General features: G+C 63.8%; 21 protein-coding genes. 3 read left to right on the top strand and 18 right to left on the bottom strand.

Annotated elements, in window-relative coordinates; translation table 11 throughout:
* Window positions 1–38 precede the first annotated feature (38 nt).
* From ACTIF2_RS02120 to ACTIF2_RS02090, 7 genes are all read right to left on the bottom strand, one after another.
* Window positions 39–992, bottom strand: a complete 954-nt coding sequence (locus ACTIF2_RS02120; protein WP_439495362.1) for an ABC transporter permease — start codon at window positions 990–992, stop codon at window positions 39–41.
* A 35-nt stretch (window positions 993–1,027) separates the two neighbouring features.
* A complete protein-coding gene (locus ACTIF2_RS02115) occupies window positions 1,028–2,593 on the bottom strand; it encodes an ABC transporter substrate-binding protein (RefSeq protein WP_439495361.1) in 1,566 nt (521 codons plus the stop codon).
* A gap of 142 nt (window positions 2,594–2,735) precedes the next feature.
* Window positions 2,736–4,496 carry a hydantoinase B/oxoprolinase family protein gene (locus tag ACTIF2_RS02110; RefSeq protein WP_439495360.1) on the bottom strand — a complete coding sequence of 587 codons (1,761 nt, stop codon included), beginning with the start codon at window positions 4,494–4,496 and terminating at the stop codon, window positions 2,736–2,738.
* A 12-nt stretch (window positions 4,497–4,508) separates the two neighbouring features.
* Entirely contained in the window at window positions 4,509–6,548 is a 2,040-nt protein-coding gene (locus ACTIF2_RS02105; protein ID WP_439495359.1) for a hydantoinase/oxoprolinase family protein, read from the bottom strand.
* A gap of 261 nt (window positions 6,549–6,809) precedes the next feature.
* Entirely contained in the window at window positions 6,810–7,862 is a 1,053-nt protein-coding gene (locus tag ACTIF2_RS02100) for an NAD(P)/FAD-dependent oxidoreductase (RefSeq protein WP_439495358.1), read from the bottom strand.
* Window positions 7,859–8,065, bottom strand: coding sequence for a hypothetical protein (locus ACTIF2_RS02095; protein ID WP_439495357.1), 207 nt, complete (start codon window positions 8,063–8,065; stop codon window positions 7,859–7,861). Before ACTIF2_RS02095 ends, ACTIF2_RS02100 begins: the two co-directional genes overlap by 4 nt.
* Entirely contained in the window at window positions 8,065–8,262 is a 198-nt protein-coding gene (locus tag ACTIF2_RS02090) for a hypothetical protein (RefSeq protein WP_439495356.1), read from the bottom strand. Before ACTIF2_RS02090 ends, ACTIF2_RS02095 begins: the two co-directional genes overlap by 1 nt.
* Window positions 8,263–8,349: 87 nt before the next feature.
* Between ACTIF2_RS02090 and ACTIF2_RS02085 the strand changes: the two genes are divergently transcribed.
* Window positions 8,350–9,288 (top strand): LysR substrate-binding domain-containing protein, encoded by a 939-nt coding sequence (locus ACTIF2_RS02085; RefSeq protein ID WP_439495355.1) that lies wholly within the window; start codon window positions 8,350–8,352, stop codon window positions 9,286–9,288.
* A gap of 92 nt (window positions 9,289–9,380) precedes the next feature.
* On the opposite strand, the gene ACTIF2_RS02080 is transcribed toward ACTIF2_RS02085, so the two are convergent.
* The 11 genes from ACTIF2_RS02080 to ACTIF2_RS02030 all read right to left on the bottom strand — a co-directional run bounded on the left by ACTIF2_RS02080 (window position 9,381) and on the right by ACTIF2_RS02030 (window position 19,382).
* Complete coding sequence (locus ACTIF2_RS02080; protein WP_439495354.1) at window positions 9,381–10,502, bottom strand: mandelate racemase/muconate lactonizing enzyme family protein; 1,122 nt, start codon at window positions 10,500–10,502, stop codon at window positions 9,381–9,383.
* A gap of 53 nt (window positions 10,503–10,555) precedes the next feature.
* Window positions 10,556–10,915, bottom strand: coding sequence for a RidA family protein (locus ACTIF2_RS02075; protein ID WP_439495353.1), 360 nt, complete (start codon window positions 10,913–10,915; stop codon window positions 10,556–10,558).
* 48 nt (window positions 10,916–10,963) lie between these two features.
* Window positions 10,964–12,331 carry an FAD/NAD(P)-dependent oxidoreductase gene (locus ACTIF2_RS02070; protein ID WP_439495352.1) on the bottom strand — a complete coding sequence of 456 codons (1,368 nt, stop codon included), beginning with the start codon at window positions 12,329–12,331 and terminating at the stop codon, window positions 10,964–10,966.
* On the bottom strand, window positions 12,328–12,660 hold the full coding sequence (locus tag ACTIF2_RS02065) for a (2Fe-2S)-binding protein (RefSeq protein ID WP_439495351.1): 333 nt from the start codon (window positions 12,658–12,660) through the stop codon (window positions 12,328–12,330). Before ACTIF2_RS02065 ends, ACTIF2_RS02070 begins: the two co-directional genes overlap by 4 nt.
* Window positions 12,650–13,786 carry an NAD(P)/FAD-dependent oxidoreductase gene (locus ACTIF2_RS02060; RefSeq protein WP_439495350.1) on the bottom strand — a complete coding sequence of 379 codons (1,137 nt, stop codon included), beginning with the start codon at window positions 13,784–13,786 and terminating at the stop codon, window positions 12,650–12,652. The genes ACTIF2_RS02065 and ACTIF2_RS02060 overlap by 11 nt, the downstream gene beginning before the upstream one ends.
* A gap of 97 nt (window positions 13,787–13,883) precedes the next feature.
* Window positions 13,884–14,678, bottom strand: coding sequence for an ABC transporter permease (locus ACTIF2_RS02055; protein ID WP_439495601.1), 795 nt, complete (start codon window positions 14,676–14,678; stop codon window positions 13,884–13,886).
* Window positions 14,679–14,689: 11 nt separating this feature from the next.
* Window positions 14,690–15,511: an ABC transporter permease gene (locus tag ACTIF2_RS02050; RefSeq protein ID WP_439495600.1), complete on the bottom strand. Its 822-nt coding sequence runs from the start codon at window positions 15,509–15,511 to the stop codon at window positions 14,690–14,692.
* A 40-nt stretch (window positions 15,512–15,551) separates the two neighbouring features.
* Window positions 15,552–16,619, bottom strand: a complete 1,068-nt coding sequence (locus ACTIF2_RS02045; RefSeq protein WP_439495349.1) for an ABC transporter ATP-binding protein — start codon at window positions 16,617–16,619, stop codon at window positions 15,552–15,554.
* A gap of 48 nt (window positions 16,620–16,667) precedes the next feature.
* The gene (locus ACTIF2_RS02040; protein ID WP_439495348.1) at window positions 16,668–17,771 is read right to left on the bottom strand and encodes an ABC transporter substrate-binding protein; all 1,104 of its coding nucleotides are present in this window, start codon (window positions 17,769–17,771) and stop codon (window positions 16,668–16,670) included.
* 88 nt (window positions 17,772–17,859) lie between these two features.
* Window positions 17,860–18,801 carry a LysR substrate-binding domain-containing protein gene (locus ACTIF2_RS02035; protein WP_439495347.1) on the bottom strand — a complete coding sequence of 314 codons (942 nt, stop codon included), beginning with the start codon at window positions 18,799–18,801 and terminating at the stop codon, window positions 17,860–17,862.
* 14 nt (window positions 18,802–18,815) lie between these two features.
* Window positions 18,816–19,382, bottom strand: a complete 567-nt coding sequence (locus tag ACTIF2_RS02030) for a helix-turn-helix domain-containing protein (RefSeq protein ID WP_439495346.1) — start codon at window positions 19,380–19,382, stop codon at window positions 18,816–18,818.
* Window positions 19,383–19,686: 304 nt separating this feature from the next.
* Here ACTIF2_RS02030 and ACTIF2_RS02025 point away from each other — a divergent pair, with 304 nt between their 5' ends.
* Together ACTIF2_RS02025 and tdh are read left to right on the top strand one after the other, a co-directional pair.
* Window positions 19,687–20,889 (top strand): glycine C-acetyltransferase, encoded by a 1,203-nt coding sequence (locus ACTIF2_RS02025; RefSeq protein ID WP_439495345.1) that lies wholly within the window; start codon window positions 19,687–19,689, stop codon window positions 20,887–20,889.
* On the top strand, window positions 20,889–21,938 hold the full coding sequence (gene tdh / locus ACTIF2_RS02020; protein WP_439495344.1) for an L-threonine 3-dehydrogenase: 1,050 nt from the start codon (window positions 20,889–20,891) through the stop codon (window positions 21,936–21,938). Before ACTIF2_RS02025 ends, tdh begins: the two co-directional genes overlap by 1 nt.
* The last annotated feature ends 98 nt before the right edge of the window (window positions 21,939–22,036 follow it).

The raw sequence follows: 22,036 nt of genomic DNA, 5'->3' as shown, positions 1-22,036 counted from the left end.
GCGGAACCTGGCGTTCTGCCGGATCGAGGCCAGCCTGTTCATGACCTGCGCACCTGCGGGTCGAGAACCGAATGGAGCACGTCGACGACGAGGTTGAGCAGGATGAACAGCGTCGCCGTCACCAGCACGATGCCCTGGACCTCGGGATAGTCCCGGCTCTCCACGGCCCGCACCAGGAAGCCGCTCATGCCGGGCCAGTTGAAGATGTATTCCACGAGCACCGTCCCGCCCAGCATGGAGCCCATCTGCAATCCGGTCACGGTCAGGACCGGTCCCAGAGCGTTGCGGACCACGTGCCGCCGCAGAACCCGCCGCTCCCGCAGCCCCTTGGCGCGCGCCGTGCGCACCCAGTCCTGCTGCAGCACATCGAGGACCGTCGACCGCGTCATGCGGATGATGATCGCGGAGAAGCCGACCGCGATCGCAGCCGACGGCATCAGCAGAAGCGTCAGGTGCGCGAGGGGCGACACGCCGAACGGAACGAAGCCGCCCGCCGGCACCAGCCGCAGCAGCAGGGCGAAGACCAGCACGAACAAGGTCCCCAGCACGAAGGTGGGAATGGACAGCGCGAAGCTCGTGGTGCCACTCAGGGCCCGGTCGATCCATTGCCCCCGCCTGCGCGCCGCCAGAAGCCCGAGCGGGATCCCGATGAGCAGCGACAGGCCGGTCGCCGCCGCGATCAGCTCAAGCGTCCGCGGCAGGCGCTGGGCGATGTTGTGCAGCACCTCCTCGTCGTCCAGGAAGCTGCGCCCGAGATCGCCTCGCGCCAGTCGCGACAGATAGCTCGCATATTGCGTCGTCAACGGCTGATCGAGGCCCAGGCGCGAACGCATATCCGCCACGGCCGCAGGATCCGGCGTCGTCCCGTCGGACGACAGCATCACCTCGACCGGATCGCCAGGCACCACATGCAGGATCATGAACACTGCGGTGGCAACCATGAATATCATCACCGCGGCCACGGCACTGCGTCTCACAAGATAAGCGAGCATTACGTCCTCGGATCTACAGGTTCAGAAATGCCCGCTCAGGAGACGTATACCTTGTCGAACTCCATGCCCGTTTGGCTGAGCATCTGGTTCGGCAGCGCCTTGAAGTCCTTCACGCGGCTGCGCACGCCCCAGCCCTGCAGCCGGTAGTTGATGAAGGTCACCGGAGTGCTTTCCTGAACAGCCCGCTGGAGCTCGGCGTAGATCTGCACCCGCTTGGCCTGATCGGGTTCATAGCGGCCGCTCTTCAGCAAAGTGTCGAGATTGGAATCGAACAGCCCAAAGGAGCGGCGGTAGGAATCCGAACCCGAACCGAACAAGGCCGTCAGGTCATCGGGGTCGCCGAGATCCGGCGAGCCGCCATTGATGGCGAAGTGATACCGGCCCTCATTGCCCTGGTTGACCCGCACGCCCCACTCCGGAAGGGCAAGCTTGATCTGCATGCCGACCGCCGCGAGCTGTTGCTGCATGATCTCGGCGATGTCCTTGTGGAAGCCATAGGTGCTCGTGGCCAGCAGCGTGGCCTGGAGGTTCTGCGCCCCGGCCTCCTTCAGCAGGCTCTTGGCCCGATCCGGATCGTACGGCCACAGGTGCTCGAGCTCCTTCACCTGATAGGGCCCTTCTGGAATTGGGACCCCGTCGAGAACTCTGCCCTGGCCGAAGAAAGCTGCCTTGACGACATCGTCCCGCTTGAGGGCATGGGCCACGGCGCGCCGAACCTTCGGATCGGTGAACGGACCCTGCTTCAGGTTGAACACGATATACATGTAGAGCCCGAGCGGAGACTGCAGGGAGAGTCCCGGCGCCTCCGCTATGCTCTTCATGCTCTGGAAGGGCACGTAGTCGATGATGTCGACATCGCCCGCATTCAGCGCCGCGACCCTCAGGGCGTCGTCCGGATAGGCGATGAAACGCACGGTTTCGAGTTTCGGCAGGCCTGGCTTGTAGAAGTCCGTGCGCGCCTTGAAGGTCAGCGAGACGCCCTTCTCCGAGCTCTCCAGCCGATACGGACCGGCGCCGACCATCGCGTCGAGCCTGTTCATCTGCTTGCTCCATACGATGGGAGCATTCTGCCCGGCGAGCACGAACAGGAACGACGGCGTTGGCTGATTCAGGGCGATGCGGACCGTCTTGGGGTCGACCACCTCGATCGTCTCGACGTCCCGGAATGCCTGCCGGACATAGGCCCATTTTTCCAGTCGGATCGCCTCGAACGAGGCCTTCACGTCATCGGCCGTGACCGGTTCGCCGTTCTGGAACGTCGCGTTCGGGCGAAGCTTGAACAGGTAGGTCTTGGCATCCGGTTGCGACCAGCTCTCCGCGAGTTCGGGGATCACCTCGCCTTTTTCATCGAAGGTGAGCAGGCCCCGGAACATGAGCGCCTTGACGGTTGCTGCCGCAGCGCCCGACCACTCGAACGGCCTCAAGTTCGGCGGATAGGCGGAAAGTCCGTAGGTGACCGTGCCCGCCTGTGCCGCATGCGCGCCTCCGGTGAACAATCCCGGCGCGAGCAGGCCCGCACCGAGGGCGCCGCCACCCAAGAGAAATTCGCGGCGACGAGTAGAAAGAGCCCAGAGATTGTCTATGTTCATGGTGTTTTTCATGTTCCCCTCTCCTGTTTTCAGAAGTTATTCGATTTAGGCGGCGAACGATTCTGTATCCCCGACGTCGTATTCAATCGCGATAAGGTGCGTTGCGCTCCTTAGGTCAGTTCCTGATTGCGAGATCGGGGTGTCCGCTATGCCGCTACGCTGGCAGCAACGCCGGTGGCTTCTCGCTTGTCTCGAGGGCGGCGCGGACGCGATCGGCCCCGTAGTCTCGCTCCGCGGCCGCCTGCGTCACCGTTCCGTCCCGGAGGTCCCGTGCGATCTGTTCGAGCGGGCGGTCATCGCAAGATCCGAAACCGCCACCGCCCGGCGTCTGAAGGCGAATGCTGTCGCCGGCCTTCATCTCGACGTGAGCGATCTTGGAGGGCAGGGCCTTTTGATCGTCGCGGCCGAAATTGCGGATCAGCGAGCTGAGGCCGCCGGTGCCGCCGCCGTCGATACCCGCGGCACCGTGAATGTAGCAGTCGGACCGCGCTGAGAAGGCCGTGGCATCCCGTAGGACGCGGATCTGGCGAACGATGCCGAGCCCGCCGCGCTGGCGTCCTGCTCCGCCTGTATCGACCGCAAGCCCGTAGTGCTCGCAGAGCAGCGGGAACTCGTTCTCCATCGCCTCGGTCGGGAGGTTGAGGCTGTTGGTGACGTGGACATGCGTGGCGTCCATGCCGTCATGGTCCTGCCGCGCGCCGCTGCCGCCGCCGATCGTCTCGCCGGAAACGAAGAAGCTTCCGTCCGCACGCGAGCCGGAGAAATCATAGGAGGGCAGGAGGTTGCAGTGCGACGCGATCCGCCGCTCGGCGGGCAGGACCTCCTGGAAGGCCCCGAACACGGCGCCGGCGATCTTCTGGCAGGTGTTGCTGCGGACGCCGCATGCCGCCGGAAAATTGGGATTTGCGATGGAGCCCTGCGGCGCCGAGATGGTCACGGCCGAGAACATGCCGCTATTGGCCATGAGCTCCGGATCGAGCAGAGCCTTGATGCAATAATAGATCGTCGCGCGCAGGGCGTTGCGGGGCACGTTGAAAGCGCCCTTGGCCTGCGGCCCGGTTCCGTCGAGGTCGATGTCGAGCGTACCGCCGCCGATCGTGATGGTCGCGACGACCGGCACCGGCGCGCTGCCGCGTCCGTCGTCGTCAAGCCAGGTGGTGAAGCTGTGCTTTCCGGCCGGCAAGGCCGCCAGCCGGCCGCGCAGCCGCGCGGCGGTGTAGGACAGGACATCCTCGATGGCGGTCTGCGCGCGCTCGACGCCCATGCGCTGGAACACGGCCCGGGTCTCGTCGCCGCCGCGGATATTGACGGCGATCTGCACCTTCAGATCGAGACGCCGTTCCTTCATCAGCCGCGAGTTCTGGGCGATCAGGTTGAGCAGGTCCTCGTCGACGACGCCGCCACGCGCGATCTTGATGATCGGGATCCGCAGACCCTCCTCGTAGATCGTGCGGGACTCCGGCGAGATCGATCCGGGAACGCAGCCGCCGACATCGGTGTGGTGACCGATATTGGCAGCGAAGGCGACGATCTTCCCGTCAATGAAGACAGGCGTAATGATCGAAATATCGGGAAGGTGCGTGCCGCCGGCGAGATAAGGATCGTTGCAGATGAAGGCGTCGCCTTCGAGCATGTCCTCGATCTTGTAGCGCTCCAGCAGCGCCTCCATGGCGCCGAGCAACGACCCGAGATGCAGGGGGATATGGGTGCCCTGCGCCAGCAGGCGCCCGCCACCGTCGAAGATGCCGACGGAGAAGTCCCGCCGCTCCTTGATCTGGGTCGAAAACGACGATCGCATCATGTGGATCGCCATGCTCTCGGTGATGGAGAGCATGCGGTTGCTGAAGACCTCCATGGCGATGGCGTCGAACTGGCGCCCGACGTCCGGGATTGTATGCTGCGTGGTGTCGGTCATGGCTGGGTTCGCTCAGTTCGTGATGACGATGTTGCCGAAGGCGTCGATGACGGCGCTCTGTCCGGCGAGGACGACGGTCGTCGAGCTCATCTCGTCGATGATGGCGGGACCGCGGACCACGTCGCCCACGGGCAGCGCGGAGCGGCGGTAGATCGGCGTCGCGAGCCAGCCCTCCTCGGGACCGTAATAGACGCTGCGCTCGTCGGCCTGCGCCCCGGCGATGCTGGTGCCGCCGGCAAAGAAGGGCGCCATGGTCTTCGGCACCCGGCCTACCGCCTGCAGGCGGCAGCTCACGATGACGACGGGCTGGCCCGGAATGTCATAGCCGTAGCCCGCCTTGTGAGCCTCGGCGAAGCGATCGAGGAATTGATCGAGTCCGGCATCGTCGATCCTGTCGAACGGCACGCGGATCTCGTGGTTCTGGCCGGCATAATGGGCATCGATCGCCAGATTGAACGCGCGCAGCGCGGGATCGACCTTCTCCGAGACGAGCCAGCGGTCGCCGTCCTGGACCATGCCGCGCAGGGCTTCGCAGGCCTTCGCCCAGTTGTCGGCCGTCGCCGGCGCGAGCTGCATGCGCACGAAGTCGAGGCTGACGTCGGAGAGCAGTGCGCCGCGGGCGCACATCGTCCCCGGCTCCTGGGGAACGAGGATGCGGTGGATGCCGGATTCCCGCGCCACCTCCGCGGCATGCAGCGGACCGGCGCCGCCGAACGCGAACAAGGTGAGCTTTGCCACATCGTGGCCCTGTTCGGTCGTGACCGACCGGATCGCGCGGCTCATGTTGGCGGCGGCGACCTGGATGATGCCGAAGGCAGCCGCCTCCACGGAGATGCCGAGCCGGCGGGCGATGCGTTCCTCGATGCTCGCGATCGCGGCATCGCGATCCACCGGCATCCGCCCATCGAGCAGCGCGACGGGATTGAGACGATTGAGGCAGATATTCGCGTCCGTCAGGGTCGGCTCCTCGCCGCCCCGCCCGTAGGCGACGGGCCCCGGCGACGCGCCGGCGCTGCGTGGGCCGACCTTGAGGGCCTTGGCGTCATCGACATAGGCGATGCTGCCCCCGCCGGCGCCGATGACGTGGATATCGATCATCGGCAGCTTCACCGGGTAGCCGGCGACATCCCGACTCGAGGTGAACTTCGGCCGGCCATCGACGATGAGCGAGACGTCCGTGCTGGTGCCGCCCACGTCGAAGGTCACGATGTCCGGCGTGCCAGCGGCCGTGCCGACCACAGCGGCGCCCATGACGCCGGCCGCGGGGCCCGACAGACAGGTCGTGACCGGCAGGCGCTTGGCCGTCTCGATGGACAGAAGACCACCATTGGAATGGATGGTCAGCGGCGAGACGGCGATGCCGAGTTCGGCGATCTTCGCGTTCAGGCGATCGAAATAATCGGCCATCTTTGGGCCGACATAGGCGTTGAGCACGGTCGTCGAGGTCCGCTCGTACTCGCGGAACTCCGGCAGCACCTTGGACGACAGGCTGATATAGATCCCGGGCAGCTTGGACGCGATGAGGCGGGCAGCCTCCTCCTCGTGAACCGGGTTCCGATAGGCATGAATGAAGGATACTGCGATCGCCTTGACGCCCGTCTCGGCGATCTCGCCGAGCACCTCGTCCAGTTCCCCGGCATCCAGTGCACGCAGGCGCTCGCCCTTCGCATCGAGCCGTTCGTCCACCTCGCGGCGCCGATAGCGTTCGACCAGCGGGTCGGGCTTGCGGATCGCGTAGTCGTAGAGGGCCGGGCGCGTCTGCCGGCCGATGGCCAGCACGTCGCGGAAGCCCTTGGTGGTGACCAGAGCGGTTGGCACGCCCCGCCGCTCGATGATCATGTTGGTGGCGACCGTCGTGCCGTGACCGATATACGAGACGGCGTCCGGCGCGATCTTGTGGATGTCGAGGATCTGCGAGATCCCATCCACGATGGCGAGCGACGGATCGGCCGGCGTCGATGGCACCTTGAAGTACAGGTTGTCGCCAGTGCCCGCATGCGAGATCGTGAAATCGGTGAAGGTTCCACCGACATCGACGCCAATCCGATACATTATCTGTGCCTTCCTTGATGTCTTTTGGTCCAGCCGCGATTTGCCCATGCTTTCCAGGGGGTGCTCGCGCGTAAATCGGAGGCAGCGCGTGACTTGCGCCGTGGAGAGATCGATTGAGGCCGCGCGAAAGATCGACGATGAACCGGTGCGGGCTCGAAGGGCGCGGCTGAGGGCTTGACCTGCATCATGCTGCTGCTCGCCGGTGCATGAGCCGACCCGCGGAAAAGGCCTCGATCTGTCTGTTGGTGCCGCCACGGACGATCAGGTCAGCCAGGATGGCGCCGACGACGGGAACGAGCTGGAAGCCGTGACCCGAGAAGCCGAAGGCGTGATAGACGCCGCCCGCATTCGGCGAGGCACAGATGAGGGGAGATGATCGACGGTTGTCGCCTCCATGCCCGCCCAGGTCCGCACAATTCGCAGCGATTTGACCGAGGGAAAGAGATCGGTCGCCGCCCGCGCGCCCTTGGCGAGCTCCTTGAAATTGACGAAGCTCTTCTGCGCCTCGATGTCGGCGCTGCCCTGAAGCCCTCCGCCGATCACCAGGGTTCCCTGGCCTGATTGCTTGAAGGAGAGTGGCCTCCCAACGATGCTGACGACCGGTTTCAGGAGCGGTGCGACGCGCTCCGTCACCATCATCATCGAGGCCTTGAGGCCAAGCGGGATGTCGTCGCCGATCATGGCGGCGATTTTTCCCGCCCAGGCCCCTGCGGCGTTGACGACGGTCGGCGCGGCGAAATCCCCGGTCGTGGTGCGCAGCCGCCAGTCGGAGCCGACGCGCTCGATCGCCGTGACGCCGGCACCTTCGTGGATTGCGACGCCCGCGGCTTCGGCGCTCCGGCGGAACGCCAGCAAGGTCCGATGGGGATCGGCGGCACCATCGCGCCGGACGACCAACGCGGCGAGGCAATGGGGCGAGATCGCCGGAACGAGCCGCAGCAGCTCCGTTCGGTCGATCAGTTCCTCGTGCTGGTACCCGGCATCCCGCATGGCAGCGAGACGCTTCTCCAGCACGCGCAGCTCATTGGGGTGTTCCGCGACGTTGATCTGGCCATGAGCATGGAAGCCGCAACCGTCGCCGACGATCGCCTCGATATTGTGCCACATGTCCATGGATTCCAGCGCGATCGGAATCTCGGCCGGATGTCGGTTGAGCGTACGGACCCCGGCGGCCGATGCGCCGGAGGCGTGACGGCCGACCCATGACCGTTCCAGGATCGTGACGCGGCGGCCTGCACGCGCCAGATGCAGCGCGGCCGACAGTCCGTGCAGGCCACCGCCGACAACAAGGGCGTCGATCGCCTTCGCACTCATGACGCCGCATCCACGGTGTCGCGCCCTGCAAGTTCGCCGAGCGTGACGGGCTTCAGCGGCGGACGCGCCCTGTACAGGCCGACGTCCGGCACCGTCCTGGCTTCAGCGCCCGCGACGCTCTCCTTCGCCTCAGCGGCGGCAGGGACGCCGTCGATATAGAGCGTGAGGGTCTCCCCCGGCAGGTCATGCAGCTTTCGGAACATCAGATCGCCTGACGTGAAAGGATCTCATGCGGGGGGCGATGTTCATGCCGCGCGCCGAGACGGGCGAGATTTGCACGCACGCGAAAATCGGTGTCGCAGCTATCAGCAGAGATCACGACGCTACCCAAGCCCGGGAGGCCATAAGTGATTGCTGATACTATCGTTTCTGCGCCGATGACGCTGAATTCTGAACCCATGTTCCCCTCGTTGTTGACGAGGGTAAGAAGCCAGATGCTATTATGTCCAATACAAAATTACCCATATCCTATTCTCAAGGTTATACCATGCCGCGTGCCGTCACCCTTCGCCAAATCGAGGCCTTCAAGGCGCTGATTGAACACGGAACGGTTAGCCGAGCCGCAGAGGTCGTAAACATATCGCAGCCGGCGGCGAGCAAGCTGATGATGCACCTTGAGAGCGACAGCGGTCTCAAGCTGTTCGATCGTTACAAGGGCCGCCTAGCGCCAACAGCTCAGGGGCTGCGGCTCTACGAGGAGATCAACCGCATTTTCGTAGGCGTGCGCCAAGTAGACAGTGCAATCGCGTCCATCCGACGCGAGGAGCAGGCGAGGCTCGTCGTGGGCGTAATTCCTGCGCTTTCCGGTGCCTTCATCCAGCGGGCTACAATGAGCTTTCTGATGCGCAATCCGAACGTCTATTGTTTGATCAAATCGCCAAGCTCGCAATGGATTGCCGAGTTCGTTCTGACGCGCAAGCTCGATGTCGGCCTCGTCACCGCCCGGATCGACAATCCCTATATCCTTACCGAGCCACTGCTGGAGCATCCGCTGCTCTGCATCATGCCCATCGGCCACCCTCTCGCGCAACGCGAGGTCGTCCGCCCCGAACACCTGAACGGCGTTCCCTTCGTCTCATTCAACACCGATACCTACACGGGGCAGAAGGTCAGGAGCATGTTCGAAAAATATGAGGTCAAGGCCAACGTCGTGCTCACCGCAGACGCGAATCCTACCGTCTGCCAGTTCGTCGCTGCGGGGCTGGGAATCTCCCTCGTCCATCCGCTGTTTATCGCCGGGATGGAAAAATCTGTCGTCGCACGCCCTTTCGAGCCGGCAATCCCCTTGGATTTCCTGCTGTGCTTTGCCCGTGACGCCCGCAACACCGATCTCATTTCTGAATTTGCAAACGAGACGAAAGCGATGGCGTCGCGCTTCATCGAAGAACTCGCTGAATCCGGGACGTATCATCCAGCGAAGTTATAGAGCGTGATGCGAAAAAGTAGGAACCGGTTCTTCGCATCGATCCTGCTCTAACGTATTGATGCGATATGGATTCCAACTGAAGTCATCTGGCTCTAGGCAACCAGCCGTTCAGTGTCAGACGAAAGATCTCCCAGTTTGGATTCATCAATCTCAATGCCCAGCCCAGGCATATCTGAAACCGGATAGTAATCGCTCTTGATCAACGGCCCTTCTTTCACGAACTGATGTCGCGAGGGCGGATTGTTGTTCTCATACGACTCGAGGATGACGAAGTTCGTCAGGACCGCTGCAAGCGTGACGGAGGCGGCGATCGCGATCGGGCCATGCGGATTGTGTGGCGCGACGCCTATCGAATAGGTTTCGGCGGCGTGGCCAATCTTGATCGCCTCGGTCAGTCCGCCGACGCGGATGATCGATGGCTGCACCAGGCCGACGGCCTGCTTTTCGATGATCTCCGCAAATTGCCTGCGGGAATGGAAGCGCTCGCCGAAGGCAATTCTCGCATGCGTTGCCGCCGAGAGCCGTCCGAGTGCGTCGGCGCTTTGATACTCCGTCGGCTCTTCGACAAAGATCAGGTTGCAATCGGCGATCCCGGCGCAGAACTGGGCCGCCGACGCCCAGTCGAGCCGCCGCCAGATATCCACCATCAAGCCGACCGACGGACCCAGCGCGTCCCGCACCGCCTTCACTTCGGTGATGGCGCGTGGCACGTCATGCTTCATGACCTGATACTGGAATTGGTCGGGTGTGCCGAACGGATACCATTTGAGCGCCGTCGCGCCGCGCGCGACGGCAGCCCTGGCCTTCTCGATCAGATCGTCGGTCGAAGTGTAGCCGGCCCACCACTGGTTGAGGTAGACGCGGATTTTGTCACGAACGGCTCCGCCGACCAGCTTGTGCACGGGAAGGCCATATGCCTTGCCGGTTATGTCCCACAGAGCCTGGTCGATCGCGGCGAGAGCGGCCCGGCTGCTCGCTCCGTCGCTCCAGTAGACCTTGTCCTTCAGGGTCGCCCAGTGCTTCTCGACCCTGGTCGGATCCTGCCCGGCGATCGCGCGAAACCCCTCCTTGATTCCGGCGATGACGGATGGCCAGCGATGGTCGAGCGTTGCTTCGCCGACGCCGACAAGTCCCTTGTCGGTCTGGAGGACGGCCATCAGGTAATGCTTGTTCGCGTTCGGATGAACATAAGTCCGAAGCTCGGTCAGTTTCATGGTGCTGTCCTCGGGCCGGAAAGATCGGTGACGTTCGGGCCGGCGCTCGCCGCTTACTGCGACACGGCCGCCGTCACGATGATCTCGACCAGGACATCGGGCGCGCCCATCTCGCATTGAGCCGTCGCGCGCGTCGGGGCCGCATTCGGCGCGGTCCAGGCGTTCCAGACCTCGTTCATGCCTTCGAAGTCCCGGGCCAGGTCCTTGATCCAGATCTGCGCGGTCAGGAGGCGGCTCTTGTCGGTGCCGGTCTTCGCCAGGAAATCCTCGATCTTCGCGAGGGTCTGCTGCGTCTGTCCCTTGATATCCTGGCCGCGGTCATCGGCGGTCATGCCGCCGACGAAGACCATGCCGTTATAGATCACGGCGCGGCTGCGGCGCTTGTCGGTCTCGATGCGGACGATGTCGCTCATGGCGGTTCCTTTCGGTGGGCGGTGAAATTCTTGTCGGAAGGTCGTGGTCTACGGCACGAAATCGCCGAGCATGACGGGCTTGATCGGGGGGCGGATGCGGTAATATCCGACCTCTCCGGGCGCCGCGCTGCGCGCCCGGGCGATGATCTCGGTCACCGTCAGGCCGCAGAACCGCCCCTGGCACGGGCCCATTCCGCAGCGCCCGAACGCCTTGGTCTGGTTGGGGCCGAGGCAGCCCAGTTCGACATAGCGGCGGATCTGCCCTGCGGTGACCTCTTCGCACCGGCAAACCACGACGCCGGGGTCCTGCGGGATCCGGTTCTCGTCCGTCGGCCGGTACAGGGCGTTCAGGAATGGCCGGATATGGCTATGCCGCTTAAGCTCGGTCTGAAGCGCCGCGCGTCGCGCGGTGTCCACCGTGACGCCAAGACGTTCGCCGATGGCCAGGGCGGCCAGCCGACCCTGCACGGCGGAGGCTTGGGCGCCCACGATGGCGCGGCTGTCGCCTGCGACATAGAGCGTCGTCTCGCCCAGTCGTCCCCAAGGGTCCGTATCGGGAAGCCAGCAGAGTTGATCTGCATCCCAGCGGTGTTTTGCGCCTGTCGACCAGCTCAGTTGCGTGTTGGGGACGATGCCTTGATGCAGCAGCAGCAACGACGCCGGAATGCGAACCGCTTGCCCGCGATGCCTGAAGGAAAGGCTCTCGACCCGCTTCTCTCCCGCGATCGCGAGGCTGCTCGCGCCCGTGAAAACCGGGACGCCGTGGCGCCGCAGGGCCGAAAGCAGGTTGAGGCCCTTCACAAGGTCGCGCCAACCCTTCAGCGCCCCGAGAGCATGGGGCATAGCGCGCAGATGAGCTGACCGGGCGGTGGTATCGACCAGCGCTGCGATCGCCGCACCGGCCCGCAGATATTGCCAGGCGAGCAGGTACAGCAGCGGCCCGCAGCCGGCGAGGACGACCGGACCATTCGGCAGGGCTCCCGAGCCCTTCAGGAGAATCTGCGCCGCGCCGGCTCCCATGACGCCGGGCAGGGTCCAGCCGGGGATGGGAAAAGGCCGCTCCATGGCGCCGCTGGCGAGCAGGACGTGCTTGCCGGCGACCTGCTGGGACCTGCCGCTCTCGACATAATCGACAGTGCCATCCAGACCCACGTTCCAGACGACGGCGCCGCGAAGATGTCGCGCTCCGCTATTTCCGAAATCCGATGCCAGGCTGCGGCCGGCTTCGTAGTCCTTGCCGAGTATCTCGACGCGATCCGCCGGTGCGGACTCGATGTTGCGATAGATCTGGCCGCCGCTGGCGGCCTGCTCGTCGAGCAAGACGACGGACAGGTCGAGCGCGCGAGCTTCGCAGGCCGCAGCCATCCCGGCCGGGCCGGCGCCGACGATGACGAGGTCTGCCATGGCATCGCTCATGGTTCTTCTCCGAAGCTGACCTCATCCAGATGAGCGGCGCCGATCTGGCGGCGTACCGCCATCCCGTCCGTGACCGGGACGAGGCAGCTCTGCCGCGCAGGAACACCGTCGATTTCCACGAGGCATTCGAAGCAGACGCCCATCATGCAGTAGGGCGCTCGCGGTACCTGGCCGACGACGCTCGAGCGAAAGTCATGCACGCCGCCGACGAGCAAGGCCGCGGCGACGCTGATCCCGGCCGGCACCGTCAAAGGCTTGCCGTCGAAGGTGATCGTGACGGTTTCCAGATCCGCCGACCGCGGAATCGCGAACAGCGCTTCAGTGGTCATGAGAGAAGCTCGCATTGGGGTCGAGGAACCGGTCGCCCTTGAAGACGTCGAACTCGGCGGGCGCCTGTGCGAGGCCGGCCATCCATGGCCCGATCACGAAGCTATGGGCGGCGGCGAGGGTGACGCCGCTGTGGCTGGTCGCGACATAGGCGCCCGGGCACGAGGTCGAGCCCTGATAGATCGGGTGCCCATCCGGCGTCAGCGGCCGCAGCGCTCCCCAGGCCCGGACGAGGCGTGCCCGGGCCAGTGCGGGAAAGGTCGCGACGGCGCGGCGCGCCAGCCCTTCGATCTTCTCGGTCGTCGTGCCGTCGTCCAGCCCGACATCCTCCGAGGTGGAGCCGATCTGCACGCTGCCTTCGCAGGTCTGCCTGCATTTGTTCGTCGGGTAGTTGAGAAACGGCTTGAGCCGCTCCGTGATCAGGACCTGGCCGCGGGTCGAGGAGACCGGCGCATGCAACCCGACCTGCGGCGCCAGCCGGGCATTGCCGAGACCCGCGGCCAGCACCAGCCGCTCGCTCTTCCAGCGCTGGCCGTCGATCGCGAGAGCTTCGAACAGCCCGCTGCCGCGATCGTACTGGACGTCGGCGACGTCGACGCCGGTGATGACGTCGGCTCCCCTGTGGCGCAGGGCCGCGTGCAGACCACGCAACAGCTGCAGCGGGTTCGCGTGACCGTCCAGCGGACAGAAGCTGCCGCCGACCACGGACGGGCCGAGACCGGGCAGATATTGCCTGAGCTCGGACGGGTCCATCATCTGGTAGGGGATGCCGCCGACCTCACGATCGATCCTGTCCAGCAGGTCGGCGCGCGCCCTGACATCCGCTTCGCTGAACCCGAGCCAGAAGCCGCCGGGCTGCTGCAAGCCGGCATCGACGTCAGTCAGCTCGAGCAGTTCCTTCTGCAGCTCGGGCCAAAGCTTCAGTGCATCGCGGCTCCAGCTTGCATATCGCGGCATCTTGCCGCCCTTGCTCGACACCCAGACGAGCCCGAAATTGCCCCGCGAAGCCCGGAAGGCGACGTCGCCCTGATCGAGGACGCGGACCTGCATCCCGGCGCGCGTCGCACCATAGGCGATCGCCGCTCCGACAAGGCCGCCTCCGACCACAGTCATTGTCTGGTTGCTCATGTGCAACTCCAGTCCGCGCCCCTTCGCATCGCGAATTTCGGGCGCACATATCCTGTCCCCGCCCAAGGATGGCGGAGCTCATGCAGGTTCGAGTGAGCTATTTCTTGCCGATGAGGACCTTGTCCAAACCGACCATTCGGTCGAGCGCGAACATGAATGCCATCGTTCCGATGATCAGGATCGTCGAGACCGATGTCGTCACCGGATCGGTCAGCTGGGCTATGCGGTTGTACAGCGCGACTGGCAGCGTCGTCGTTCCCGGCGTTGCCACGAAGATCGTCATCGTGACCTCGTCGAAGCTCTGGATGAACGCCAGGATCCATCCGGCCGCCACGCCCGGCAGGATCAGCGGCAGGAGAATGCGACGAAAGGCGACGAAGCGTGATGCGCCAAGCGACCTGGCCGCGGATTCGGCGTCGCGTTCGAGCCCGATCACGGCAGCCAGCGTCAGCCGCAGCGAATAGGGCACGACCGTGAGCGCATGGACGAGTGCCAGAGCGACGAAGGAGCCAGTCAAATCCATGATGGAGAAGAAGCGCAGGAATGCGACGCCGAGCACGACATGGGGGATCATCAGCGGCGACATCAGGAACGCCATCAATCCGTCACGACCGATGAAGCGATGCCGCGCGATGGCGAGCGCCGCAGGCACGGCGACGAGCGACGCCAATGTCGCTGAGGCCAGGCCGAGCCAGACCGACAGCCAGAATGCGCTGATCAGCTCGGGCGCGGCCAGGATCTCGCGATACCAGCGCAGCGAGGCGCCGTCGAACGGCATCGAGATGTATTCCTTGTCGGACAGCGACACCAGCATCACGACGACGAGCGGTGCGATGATGAAGCCGGTGAGCAGCGCGTGGAATATCAGCGCCAGCGGTCCATTCTTTCCGATTTCCTGGCCGCTCATGCGAACACCTGCTTGAAACGCCGCTCCACGAGCCGGTTGCATCCGACGATGATGAGGATGTTGGCGATGAGAAGCAGGACCGCGATGGCGGCTCCGAGCGGCCAGTTCAGCGAATTGAAGAACTCGTCATAGAGCGTCGTGGCGACGACCTTGACCCGGCGGCCGCCGATGATCGCCGGCGTCGCATAGGCCGATGCGGACAGGGCGAACACGATGATCGCGCCTGAGAGTATCCCGGGCATGAGCTGAGGCAGGATGATGCGGCGAAAGCTCGTCAGCGGCCCGGCCCCGAGCGACCTCGCGGCATGTTCGACCTGGCTGTCGAGCCGTTGCAGCGCGCTCCAGACCGCGATGATCATGAACGGCAGGAAGACGTGGGTCAGGACGATGACCACGCCCGTCATGGAGAAGAGCAGCCGCAAGGGCTGATCGACCAGGCCAAGCCGCAGAAGCACGGAATTGACCAGGCCCTGGCTGCCGAGCAGGACCGACCAGCCCAGCGTGCGGACCACTACCGAGATCAGCAACGGGCCGAGAATGACGACAAAGAAGGTGCCGCGCCAAACAGGCTTCATCTTCGCCAGGATCAGCGTTTCCGGCACGCCGAGAACGATGCACAGGGCTGTGACGCCAAGGGCCATGCCGCCGGTGCGAAGGAATATTTCCTGGTAGTAGCCGTCGAACAGGATCTCGATGTAGTTGCCGAGACTATAGGTCGGCTGGATTCCGCGCATGCCGTCGAATGCGTTGAACGAGAGGATCGCCGTCAGGGCCAATGGCACGGCGAGCAGGCCCAGGAACAACGCCAGGGCCGGCATCGACAACACCCATGGAGACCCGCTCCCTTGGACTGCCCGGTCAGCCATGTGTCACCTCCGGCGCAATGACCCGCAGGTCCTCGGCGTGCCAGCTGACGCCGACCGCGTCTCCCTCCTGGGGCTGCGTCGTCCCGAGGTTTTGCGTGGTGACGCGCAGCGTGCCGACATCGGTGTCGACCTCGTAGATCCAGAGGCCGCCGAGGAACAGCCGCGTGCTGACCCGCCCGGCCACCGTCGCCTCGTCGCCAGGGCCGATCCGGAGGCGTTCCGGGCGAACGAACACCTTGATCTCGGAGCCGACACCGCTTTGCTCGGTCGGCGCCGAAAATGACGAGGAACCCACGCGAATGACGGCCGCGCCGTCGCGCCAGGACGCAATCTGCCCGGTCAGGACGTTGGTGTGCCCGAGGAACTTGGCCGCGAACTCCGTGGTCGGCCTGTCATAGAGCTCTTGTGGGCTGCCGAGCTGCGCGATCCCGCCATTGGTCATGACGGCGATCCTGTCGCTCATCGTCATCGCTTCGACCTGGTCATGGGTCACCAGGATCGCGGTGATGCCGAGCCGTCGCTGCAGCGCCCGGAGCTCGACATGCATCTCGCCGCGGAGCTTGGCGTCGAGATTCGACATGGGCTCGTCCAGCAGCAGGACGCGGGGGCGGATCGCAAGCGCACGAGCGATGGCGATCCGTTGGCGCTGGCCGCCCGAAAGCTGCGACGGGTACCGATCCTCGAGGCCGGAGAGGCGCACCATGGCGAGCGTTTCGTCGATGCGCTTGCGCAATTCGGCGCCCTTCACGCGCCGCATCTCCAGGCCGAAACCGATATTCTGAGCCACGCTCATATGCGGGAACAGCGCATAGCTCTGGAAGACGACGCCCATGTCGCGCTTTTCCGGCACGATGTCGGTCAGATCCTGTCCATCGACCACGACGCTGCCGGTGGTTGGCGGCACGAACCCCGCGACCATCTGCAATGTCGTGGTCTTGCCGCATCCCGAAGGGCCGAGCAGAGACAGGAATTCTCCCTGCTCGACCTCCAGATCCACGCCCCGAACCGCCTGGACGGGGCCATAGGTCTTCGACAGGTCTCGTAAAGACAAACTGCTCATATGACGGCTTTCGCTTGGACGGCTGGCGTGATCAGCGGAGAGCCGCGCTCACCTTTCGATCGTGCGGTTCCAGCGGTTCGTCCATTCGGCGCGCTTCTTGTTGATCTCGTTCCACTGCATCGGAATCATGTTGCCGACCCGGTTTCCGCCATAGGGCACCCCGGCGGCCAGCTTGTCGTCCAGCTTGGTCAATCGGTTCGTCGGCCCGAGGCCCTCCGAGGCGAGCTTGGCCTGGACTTCGGGCGTCACCAGATATTGCAGGAACGCCTGAGACGCCTCAGGGGCGCTGTTCTGAACGACCGGGCAGGCGCCCAGCACGAGCGCCGGCGCGCCTTCCTGGGGATAGACGAACTCGATGGGGAAACCGGTGTTCTTCAGCGCTATCGCGCGACTGCTGCCCCAGACCGCGACGTCGACATCGTTGTTCTGGAACATTTCGGCGAGCTTCGCGGGCGACGACGACCAGCTCAGGACATTCGGCACGAGATCCTTGCGAATGGCCTCGAAGCCCGGCTCGATGTTCCTCTCATCGCCGCCATTGATGCGGGCGAACATCACCAGCGTATGAACGCCATAGGTGCCCGACAGCGAAGATGCGGTGAAGCGCTGGGAGTATTTCTTGTCGGTCAGGTCCTTCCAGGACGTCGGAGGAGCCCAGCCCTTCTTCTCGAAACTCGCCTTGTTGTAGGCGATTCCGGTCCCGACGAGGCCGATGCCGATGCCGTTCCCACCGAAATGGGCGAAGGTGTAGACATCCTTGTAGACCGGCGCGTCAGCGAGCTTGTCGCAATATCCGTACTGGATCGCCTGATACAGCGGGCCGTCGTCGACGATGGCAACGTTGATCTCCTGCTTGCCGCTCTGCGCCTGCAGTTTCGCAACGATCTCGCTCGAAATCCCGGGAACGTAGGTGATCTTCACGTTGTGCTTGGCTTCGAATTCGGGAATGATCTGCGCCTGGATCAGTTTTTGCGTGCTTCCGCCAGGCCCTGCCACGTACATCACCTGCTGAGCATAGGCAGGCGAGCCAATAGCCGCCACGCCGGCGAGCAATAGGGTTCGTAGATACGTCATTATCCCCTCCGAATTTGCTTCGGTAAATCTGCAGACAGGGGCGCATCGCTCCCGCTCCAAAATCCTGCAGACGTCCAAGACTATTAACCGGCTCTCATTGGAGCAAATAGAAATGAGCCGAGGGGCTATGCGCTGATGATATAGGGGGCGGGTCCGGGCACGGGCCTCAGTCGGACAAGCGCCCCATGCCTGCCGCATGCGATTGCAGAGCCGCAAGCGCGTCCTGCTCTTCGCTCGTCACGAGCTTCAGGACCTCGACAAAGCTCGCGACCAGGCGATCTTCAGGGCGGGCTTTGGAGTAGATCACCATTGCGGCGTGTTTGAGCGCCGGGCGGAAGGGGCGCATCACGACGCCCATATGGCGGAAGTCCTGCGCTGCTAAGGGGTTGACGATGGCGAGGCCGAGCCCTTGCGCGACGAGGGAGCAGGTGATCGAGCTATAGGAGGTCTCGAGGGTGATCCGGCGGCCGACGCCGGCCCGCTCAAAAACCTCGTCGACGGCGGAGCGTCCGAAGTCGTTTCGGGCAAACGAAATATAGGGCTCTCCCGCCAGATCCGCCGGCTCGACGCATGTCTTGGCCGCGAGACGGTGGTGCTTCGGCATCAGGCACACGCCATCGATCTGGTATAGTTCCTCGCTTTCGAAGCCATAGCTTTCGGTGAGATGCGAGACGATGCCGATATCGCAGAACTGGTCGTCGACCCATTGCGAGACTGCCGTGGAATGCCCGGCATGAATCGAGATGCTCGCTTCCGGGTAGATTTCAGCGAAGCGTTTGATCGTCCGGGGGATCAAGCCGAGGGCCAGTGTCTGGATCGCCGCGATTCTCAGGATGCCGCCGCTGAACCTGCGGATGCGATTGGCGGCTTCGTCGAGACGCTGCAATCCGACGAAGCTGCGCTGCACCTCTTTGAAGAACGAGACCCCGTCGCTTGTCGGAACGACCTTCCCCGGCAATCGATCGAACAAGCGCAACCCGGTGGCTTTTTCCAACTGCGCGATCGATCGGCTGACATTGGGTTGAGATGTGTGAAGGATGCGGGCGGCGGCCGTCGTGGAGCCTGAGACCATGACGGCCCGGAATGCCTCCACATGAGAAAGCCGCATCTCCCCGCCTTTCCCTACCTGTAGAGCACGACAAGGAAACCGCGTGCCGATTTGTCGCCTGCATTGGCGATGCAATGCGAAGTATCAGCGGGGTAACGAGCCGTTTCGCCTTCCTTGAGGGCCATGACGCTCTCGCCACACGTGACTTCGAAGCCCTCCGTCAGGGCTGTGAAATGCTCGAATGTTCCAGATGCATGTGGGTCGCTATCCAATCTACCGCCGGGCTGCATCTCCACGTCATACCATTCCGTTTGACCGGCAAGCCGCGGAGAGCTGAGGATCTTCAATCTGCAAAGTCCGTCCGCACTCCGAATTTCAGGCGTGTGCGTCTTCGTCGTGATCTCGACGTGGTCCGGGCTTGCCGCCGCGCTGCTTGTGCCGACAAGGTCCGAGAACTCAATGTCGAGCGCTTGCGTCAAGCTCCAGACGACGGCGAATGTCGGGTTGGCCTCTCCTCGCTCGATCTGGCTGAGCATCGACTTCGAAACGCCGGATTGGACCGAGAGCTGCTCGAGCGTCAGCTTTCGCAGCTTGCGCTCCTTCTGGATGGCTGGCCCGATCCGCGGCGTTCTCTGAGACATCCTCGCCTGCTTTTGGACTGGGCCGGACGCGCGCGCAGCGGCTTCGTTCCCGTATATAGGATTTTTCCTGTTTCTCAAAATTTATGGTGCCTTGCCACGCTGATCTCGTCTTTATCGCATATGCGGGAGAGAGACGACTAGAGGCGGATGGCTTCATCCGGCTCCATCGGCAGCGACAGCGGAGATGGCGACCCACTCAAGATGAGCCATCGCGCGGGGTCTGGCCCCGCGGGTGCCTTGCCCTCCCTTGACAAATATCCATTATATCGGAATCGTTCTTCGTCGCCGGAAAAGTGAGGACGCCATGACATCGAGTGTCGACGATCGCATTCGCGAGCTGCTCTCGCAGATCCGGGCCGACGGTCTCTACAAGCAGGAGCGGCTCATCGCCGGCCCGCAGGGGGGAACCGTCCGCATTCGGTCCGGCGGCGTGGAGCGCGAGGTCGTCAACCTGTGCGCCAACAACTATCTCGGGCTGGCGAGCCACCCCGACGTGGTCGCAGCGGCCAAGGCAGGATTGGACGAGTTCGGCTTTGGGATGGCGTCGGTGCGCTTCATCTGCGGCACGCAGACTTTGCATCGAGAGCTCGAACAGACGATCGCCCGCTATCTGGGGAAGGATGACGCTGTCCTGTTCGCGGCCTGCTTCGACGCCAATGGCGGGGTGTTCGAGCCGCTCCTGGAAGCGGATGACGCCATCATTTCGGACTCGCTGAATCACGCCTCCATTATCGATGGCGTGCGTCTTTGCAAAGCCAAGCGCTACCGTTTCGCCAATGGCGACATGAATGAGCTCGAAGACCGGCTGAAGGAAGCCGATCGAAATGGCGCGCGCTTCAAGCTGATCGCAACGGACGGCGTCTTTTCGATGGACGGTTACGTCGCCAATCTTCCGGCCATCTGCGATCTGGCCGAGCGCTACGGCGCGCTCGTCATGGTCGACGACTGCCACGCCACCGGCCACCTCGGAGAATCTGGACGCGGGACCCCGGCATTGACCGGCGTCAAGCAGCGGGTCGACATCGTCACCGGAACGCTTGGCAAAAGCCTGGGCGGCGCGATGGGCGGGTTCGTCGCAGCCTCGCAGCCGATCATCGATCTGCTGCGGCAGCGATCGCGGCCCTATCTCTTCTCCAACAGCCTTGCTCCCGCCGTCGCGGCCGGTTCGATCAAAGCAATCGAAATTGCCCAGGGCGCGGATGACAGGCGCCAGAAGCTGGCGATCCATTCCGGGCGTTTCCGGTCCGGTCTGGAAAACGCCGGGTTCGAACTCCTTCCAGGGGTGACGCCGATCATTCCCGTGATGCTCCACGAAGCGCCTCTGGCGCAGAAGATGGCGGCCGCGCTCGATGAACGCGGCGTCTACGTCGCCGGGTTTTTCTATCCGGTCGTCCCGAAGGGCAAGGCGCGCATCCGGACCCAGATGTCTGCAGCTCTCACTGAAAAGGATGTGGACCACGCGGTCGACGCCTTTGCCGACGCCGGCAAAGCGTTGGGCATCATTTGATGGTCAATAGAGGTGTTCTCATGAAGGCTCTCGTTAAGTGGGACGCGCAGCCCGGCTTGCTGCTGGACGACCGCCCGGTCCCGTCGATCGGACCGGACGATGTTCTGATCAAAATCAAAAAGACCGGGATCTGCGGCACCGACATCCACATTTACTCTTGGGACGAATGGGCACAGCGGACAATTCCGGTTCCGATGGTGATTGGTCATGAATATGCCGGTGAGATCGTCGAGCTCGGTGCGAATGTTCGGAATTTGGCAGTCGGCCAGCGCGTCTCCGGCGAGGGACATGTCGTCGGCATGAAGAGCCGGGCGGCGCGGGGCGGGCGCTTCCATCTCGACCCCGAGACCAAGGGCGTGGGCGTAAACATCCCCGGTGCTTTTGCCGAATATCTTCGGCTCCCGGCATTCAACGTCGTTCCCCTACCGGATTCGATCGATGACGAACTCGGCGCCATCCTCGATCCTCTCGGCAATGCCGTTCACACAGCCTTGTCGTTCGACCTTGTTGGCGAGGATGTGCTCGTCACCGGTGCCGGTCCAATCGGTATCATGAGCGCGGCCGTCGCGCGCCACGCCGGCGCACGACACGTGGTGATCACCGATATCAACCCGACCCGCCTCGCTCTCGCTGCGCAAGTGGCGGACATCGAACCCGTCGACGTCAGCAAGGAGGATCTGAACTCCGTCATGGACCGTCTTGGCATGAAGGAGGGTTTCGATGTCGGGCTGGAGATGAGCGGCGCGCCGGCGGCGCTCGACCAGATGGTCGAGCATCTCGTCATGGGCGGGAAAATCGCGATGCTCGGCATTCCAGCGAGGCCCGCAACGGTCGATTGGACCAAGGTCGTTTTCAAGATGCTGACGATCAAAGGTATCTATGGACGCGAGATGTTCGAGACATGGCACAAAATGCTCGCGATGCTCGAAAGCGGTCTCGATATCCGCAAAGTGATCACGCACCGTCTGCCGGCGCGCGAGTATGAAAGCGGCTTCGAAATCATGATGAGCGGCGATAGCGGTAAAATTGTCCTGGATTGGACAATATAACCCTCGGAATCACGCTCTCCTGTTGGCTCGGGCGGGCCGTGGCAGCAGAGGTTTTCGACGGCATGACCCATGACGAGCTTGCCGATTTCCGTCCAGGC

It is taken from the genome of Allobosea sp., assembly GCF_051860145.1.
Classification (GTDB): Bacteria; Pseudomonadota; Alphaproteobacteria; order Rhizobiales; family Beijerinckiaceae; genus Allobosea.
This window is presented reverse-complemented; position numbering and strand designations above follow the sequence as displayed.

Bases quoted from the DNA above. Each gene is read 5' to 3' on its own strand.
- ACTIF2_RS02075 (WP_439495353.1), bottom strand. From the start codon at position 10,915: ATGAGCGACATCGTCCGCATCGAGACCGACAAGCGCCGCAGCCGCGCC.
- ACTIF2_RS02030 (WP_439495346.1), bottom strand. From the start codon at position 19,382: ATGTCTCAGAGAACGCCGCGGATCGGGCCAGCCATCCAGAAGGAGCGC.
- ACTIF2_RS02065 (WP_439495351.1), bottom strand. From the start codon at position 12,660: ATGACCACTGAAGCGCTGTTCGCGATTCCGCGGTCGGCGGATCTGGAA.
- ACTIF2_RS02100 (WP_439495358.1), bottom strand. From the start codon at position 7,862: ATGAGTGCGAAGGCGATCGACGCCCTTGTTGTCGGCGGTGGCCTGCAC.
- tdh (WP_439495344.1), top strand. From the start codon at position 20,889: ATGGTCAATAGAGGTGTTCTCATGAAGGCTCTCGTTAAGTGGGACGCG.
- ACTIF2_RS02035 (WP_439495347.1), bottom strand. From the start codon at position 18,801: ATGCGGCTTTCTCATGTGGAGGCATTCCGGGCCGTCATGGTCTCAGGC.
- ACTIF2_RS02050 (WP_439495600.1), bottom strand. From the start codon at position 15,511: ATGCCGGCCCTGGCGTTGTTCCTGGGCCTGCTCGCCGTGCCATTGGCC.
- ACTIF2_RS02120 (WP_439495362.1), bottom strand. From the start codon at position 992: ATGCTCGCTTATCTTGTGAGACGCAGTGCCGTGGCCGCGGTGATGATA.
- ACTIF2_RS02080 (WP_439495354.1), bottom strand. From the start codon at position 10,502: ATGAAACTGACCGAGCTTCGGACTTATGTTCATCCGAACGCGAACAAG.
- ACTIF2_RS02090 (WP_439495356.1), bottom strand. From the start codon at position 8,262: ATGGGTTCAGAATTCAGCGTCATCGGCGCAGAAACGATAGTATCAGCA.
- ACTIF2_RS02110 (WP_439495360.1), bottom strand. From the start codon at position 4,496: ATGACCGACACCACGCAGCATACAATCCCGGACGTCGGGCGCCAGTTC.
- ACTIF2_RS02085 (WP_439495355.1), top strand. From the start codon at position 8,350: ATGCCGCGTGCCGTCACCCTTCGCCAAATCGAGGCCTTCAAGGCGCTG.
- ACTIF2_RS02070 (WP_439495352.1), bottom strand. From the start codon at position 12,331: ATGAGCGATGCCATGGCAGACCTCGTCATCGTCGGCGCCGGCCCGGCC.
- ACTIF2_RS02115 (WP_439495361.1), bottom strand. From the start codon at position 2,593: ATGAAAAACACCATGAACATAGACAATCTCTGGGCTCTTTCTACTCGT.
- ACTIF2_RS02060 (WP_439495350.1), bottom strand. From the start codon at position 13,786: ATGAGCAACCAGACAATGACTGTGGTCGGAGGCGGCCTTGTCGGAGCG.
- ACTIF2_RS02045 (WP_439495349.1), bottom strand. From the start codon at position 16,619: ATGAGCAGTTTGTCTTTACGAGACCTGTCGAAGACCTATGGCCCCGTC.
- ACTIF2_RS02095 (WP_439495357.1), bottom strand. From the start codon at position 8,065: ATGTTCCGAAAGCTGCATGACCTGCCGGGGGAGACCCTCACGCTCTAT.
- ACTIF2_RS02105 (WP_439495359.1), bottom strand. From the start codon at position 6,548: ATGTATCGGATTGGCGTCGATGTCGGTGGAACCTTCACCGATTTCACG.
- ACTIF2_RS02025 (WP_439495345.1), top strand. From the start codon at position 19,687: ATGACATCGAGTGTCGACGATCGCATTCGCGAGCTGCTCTCGCAGATC.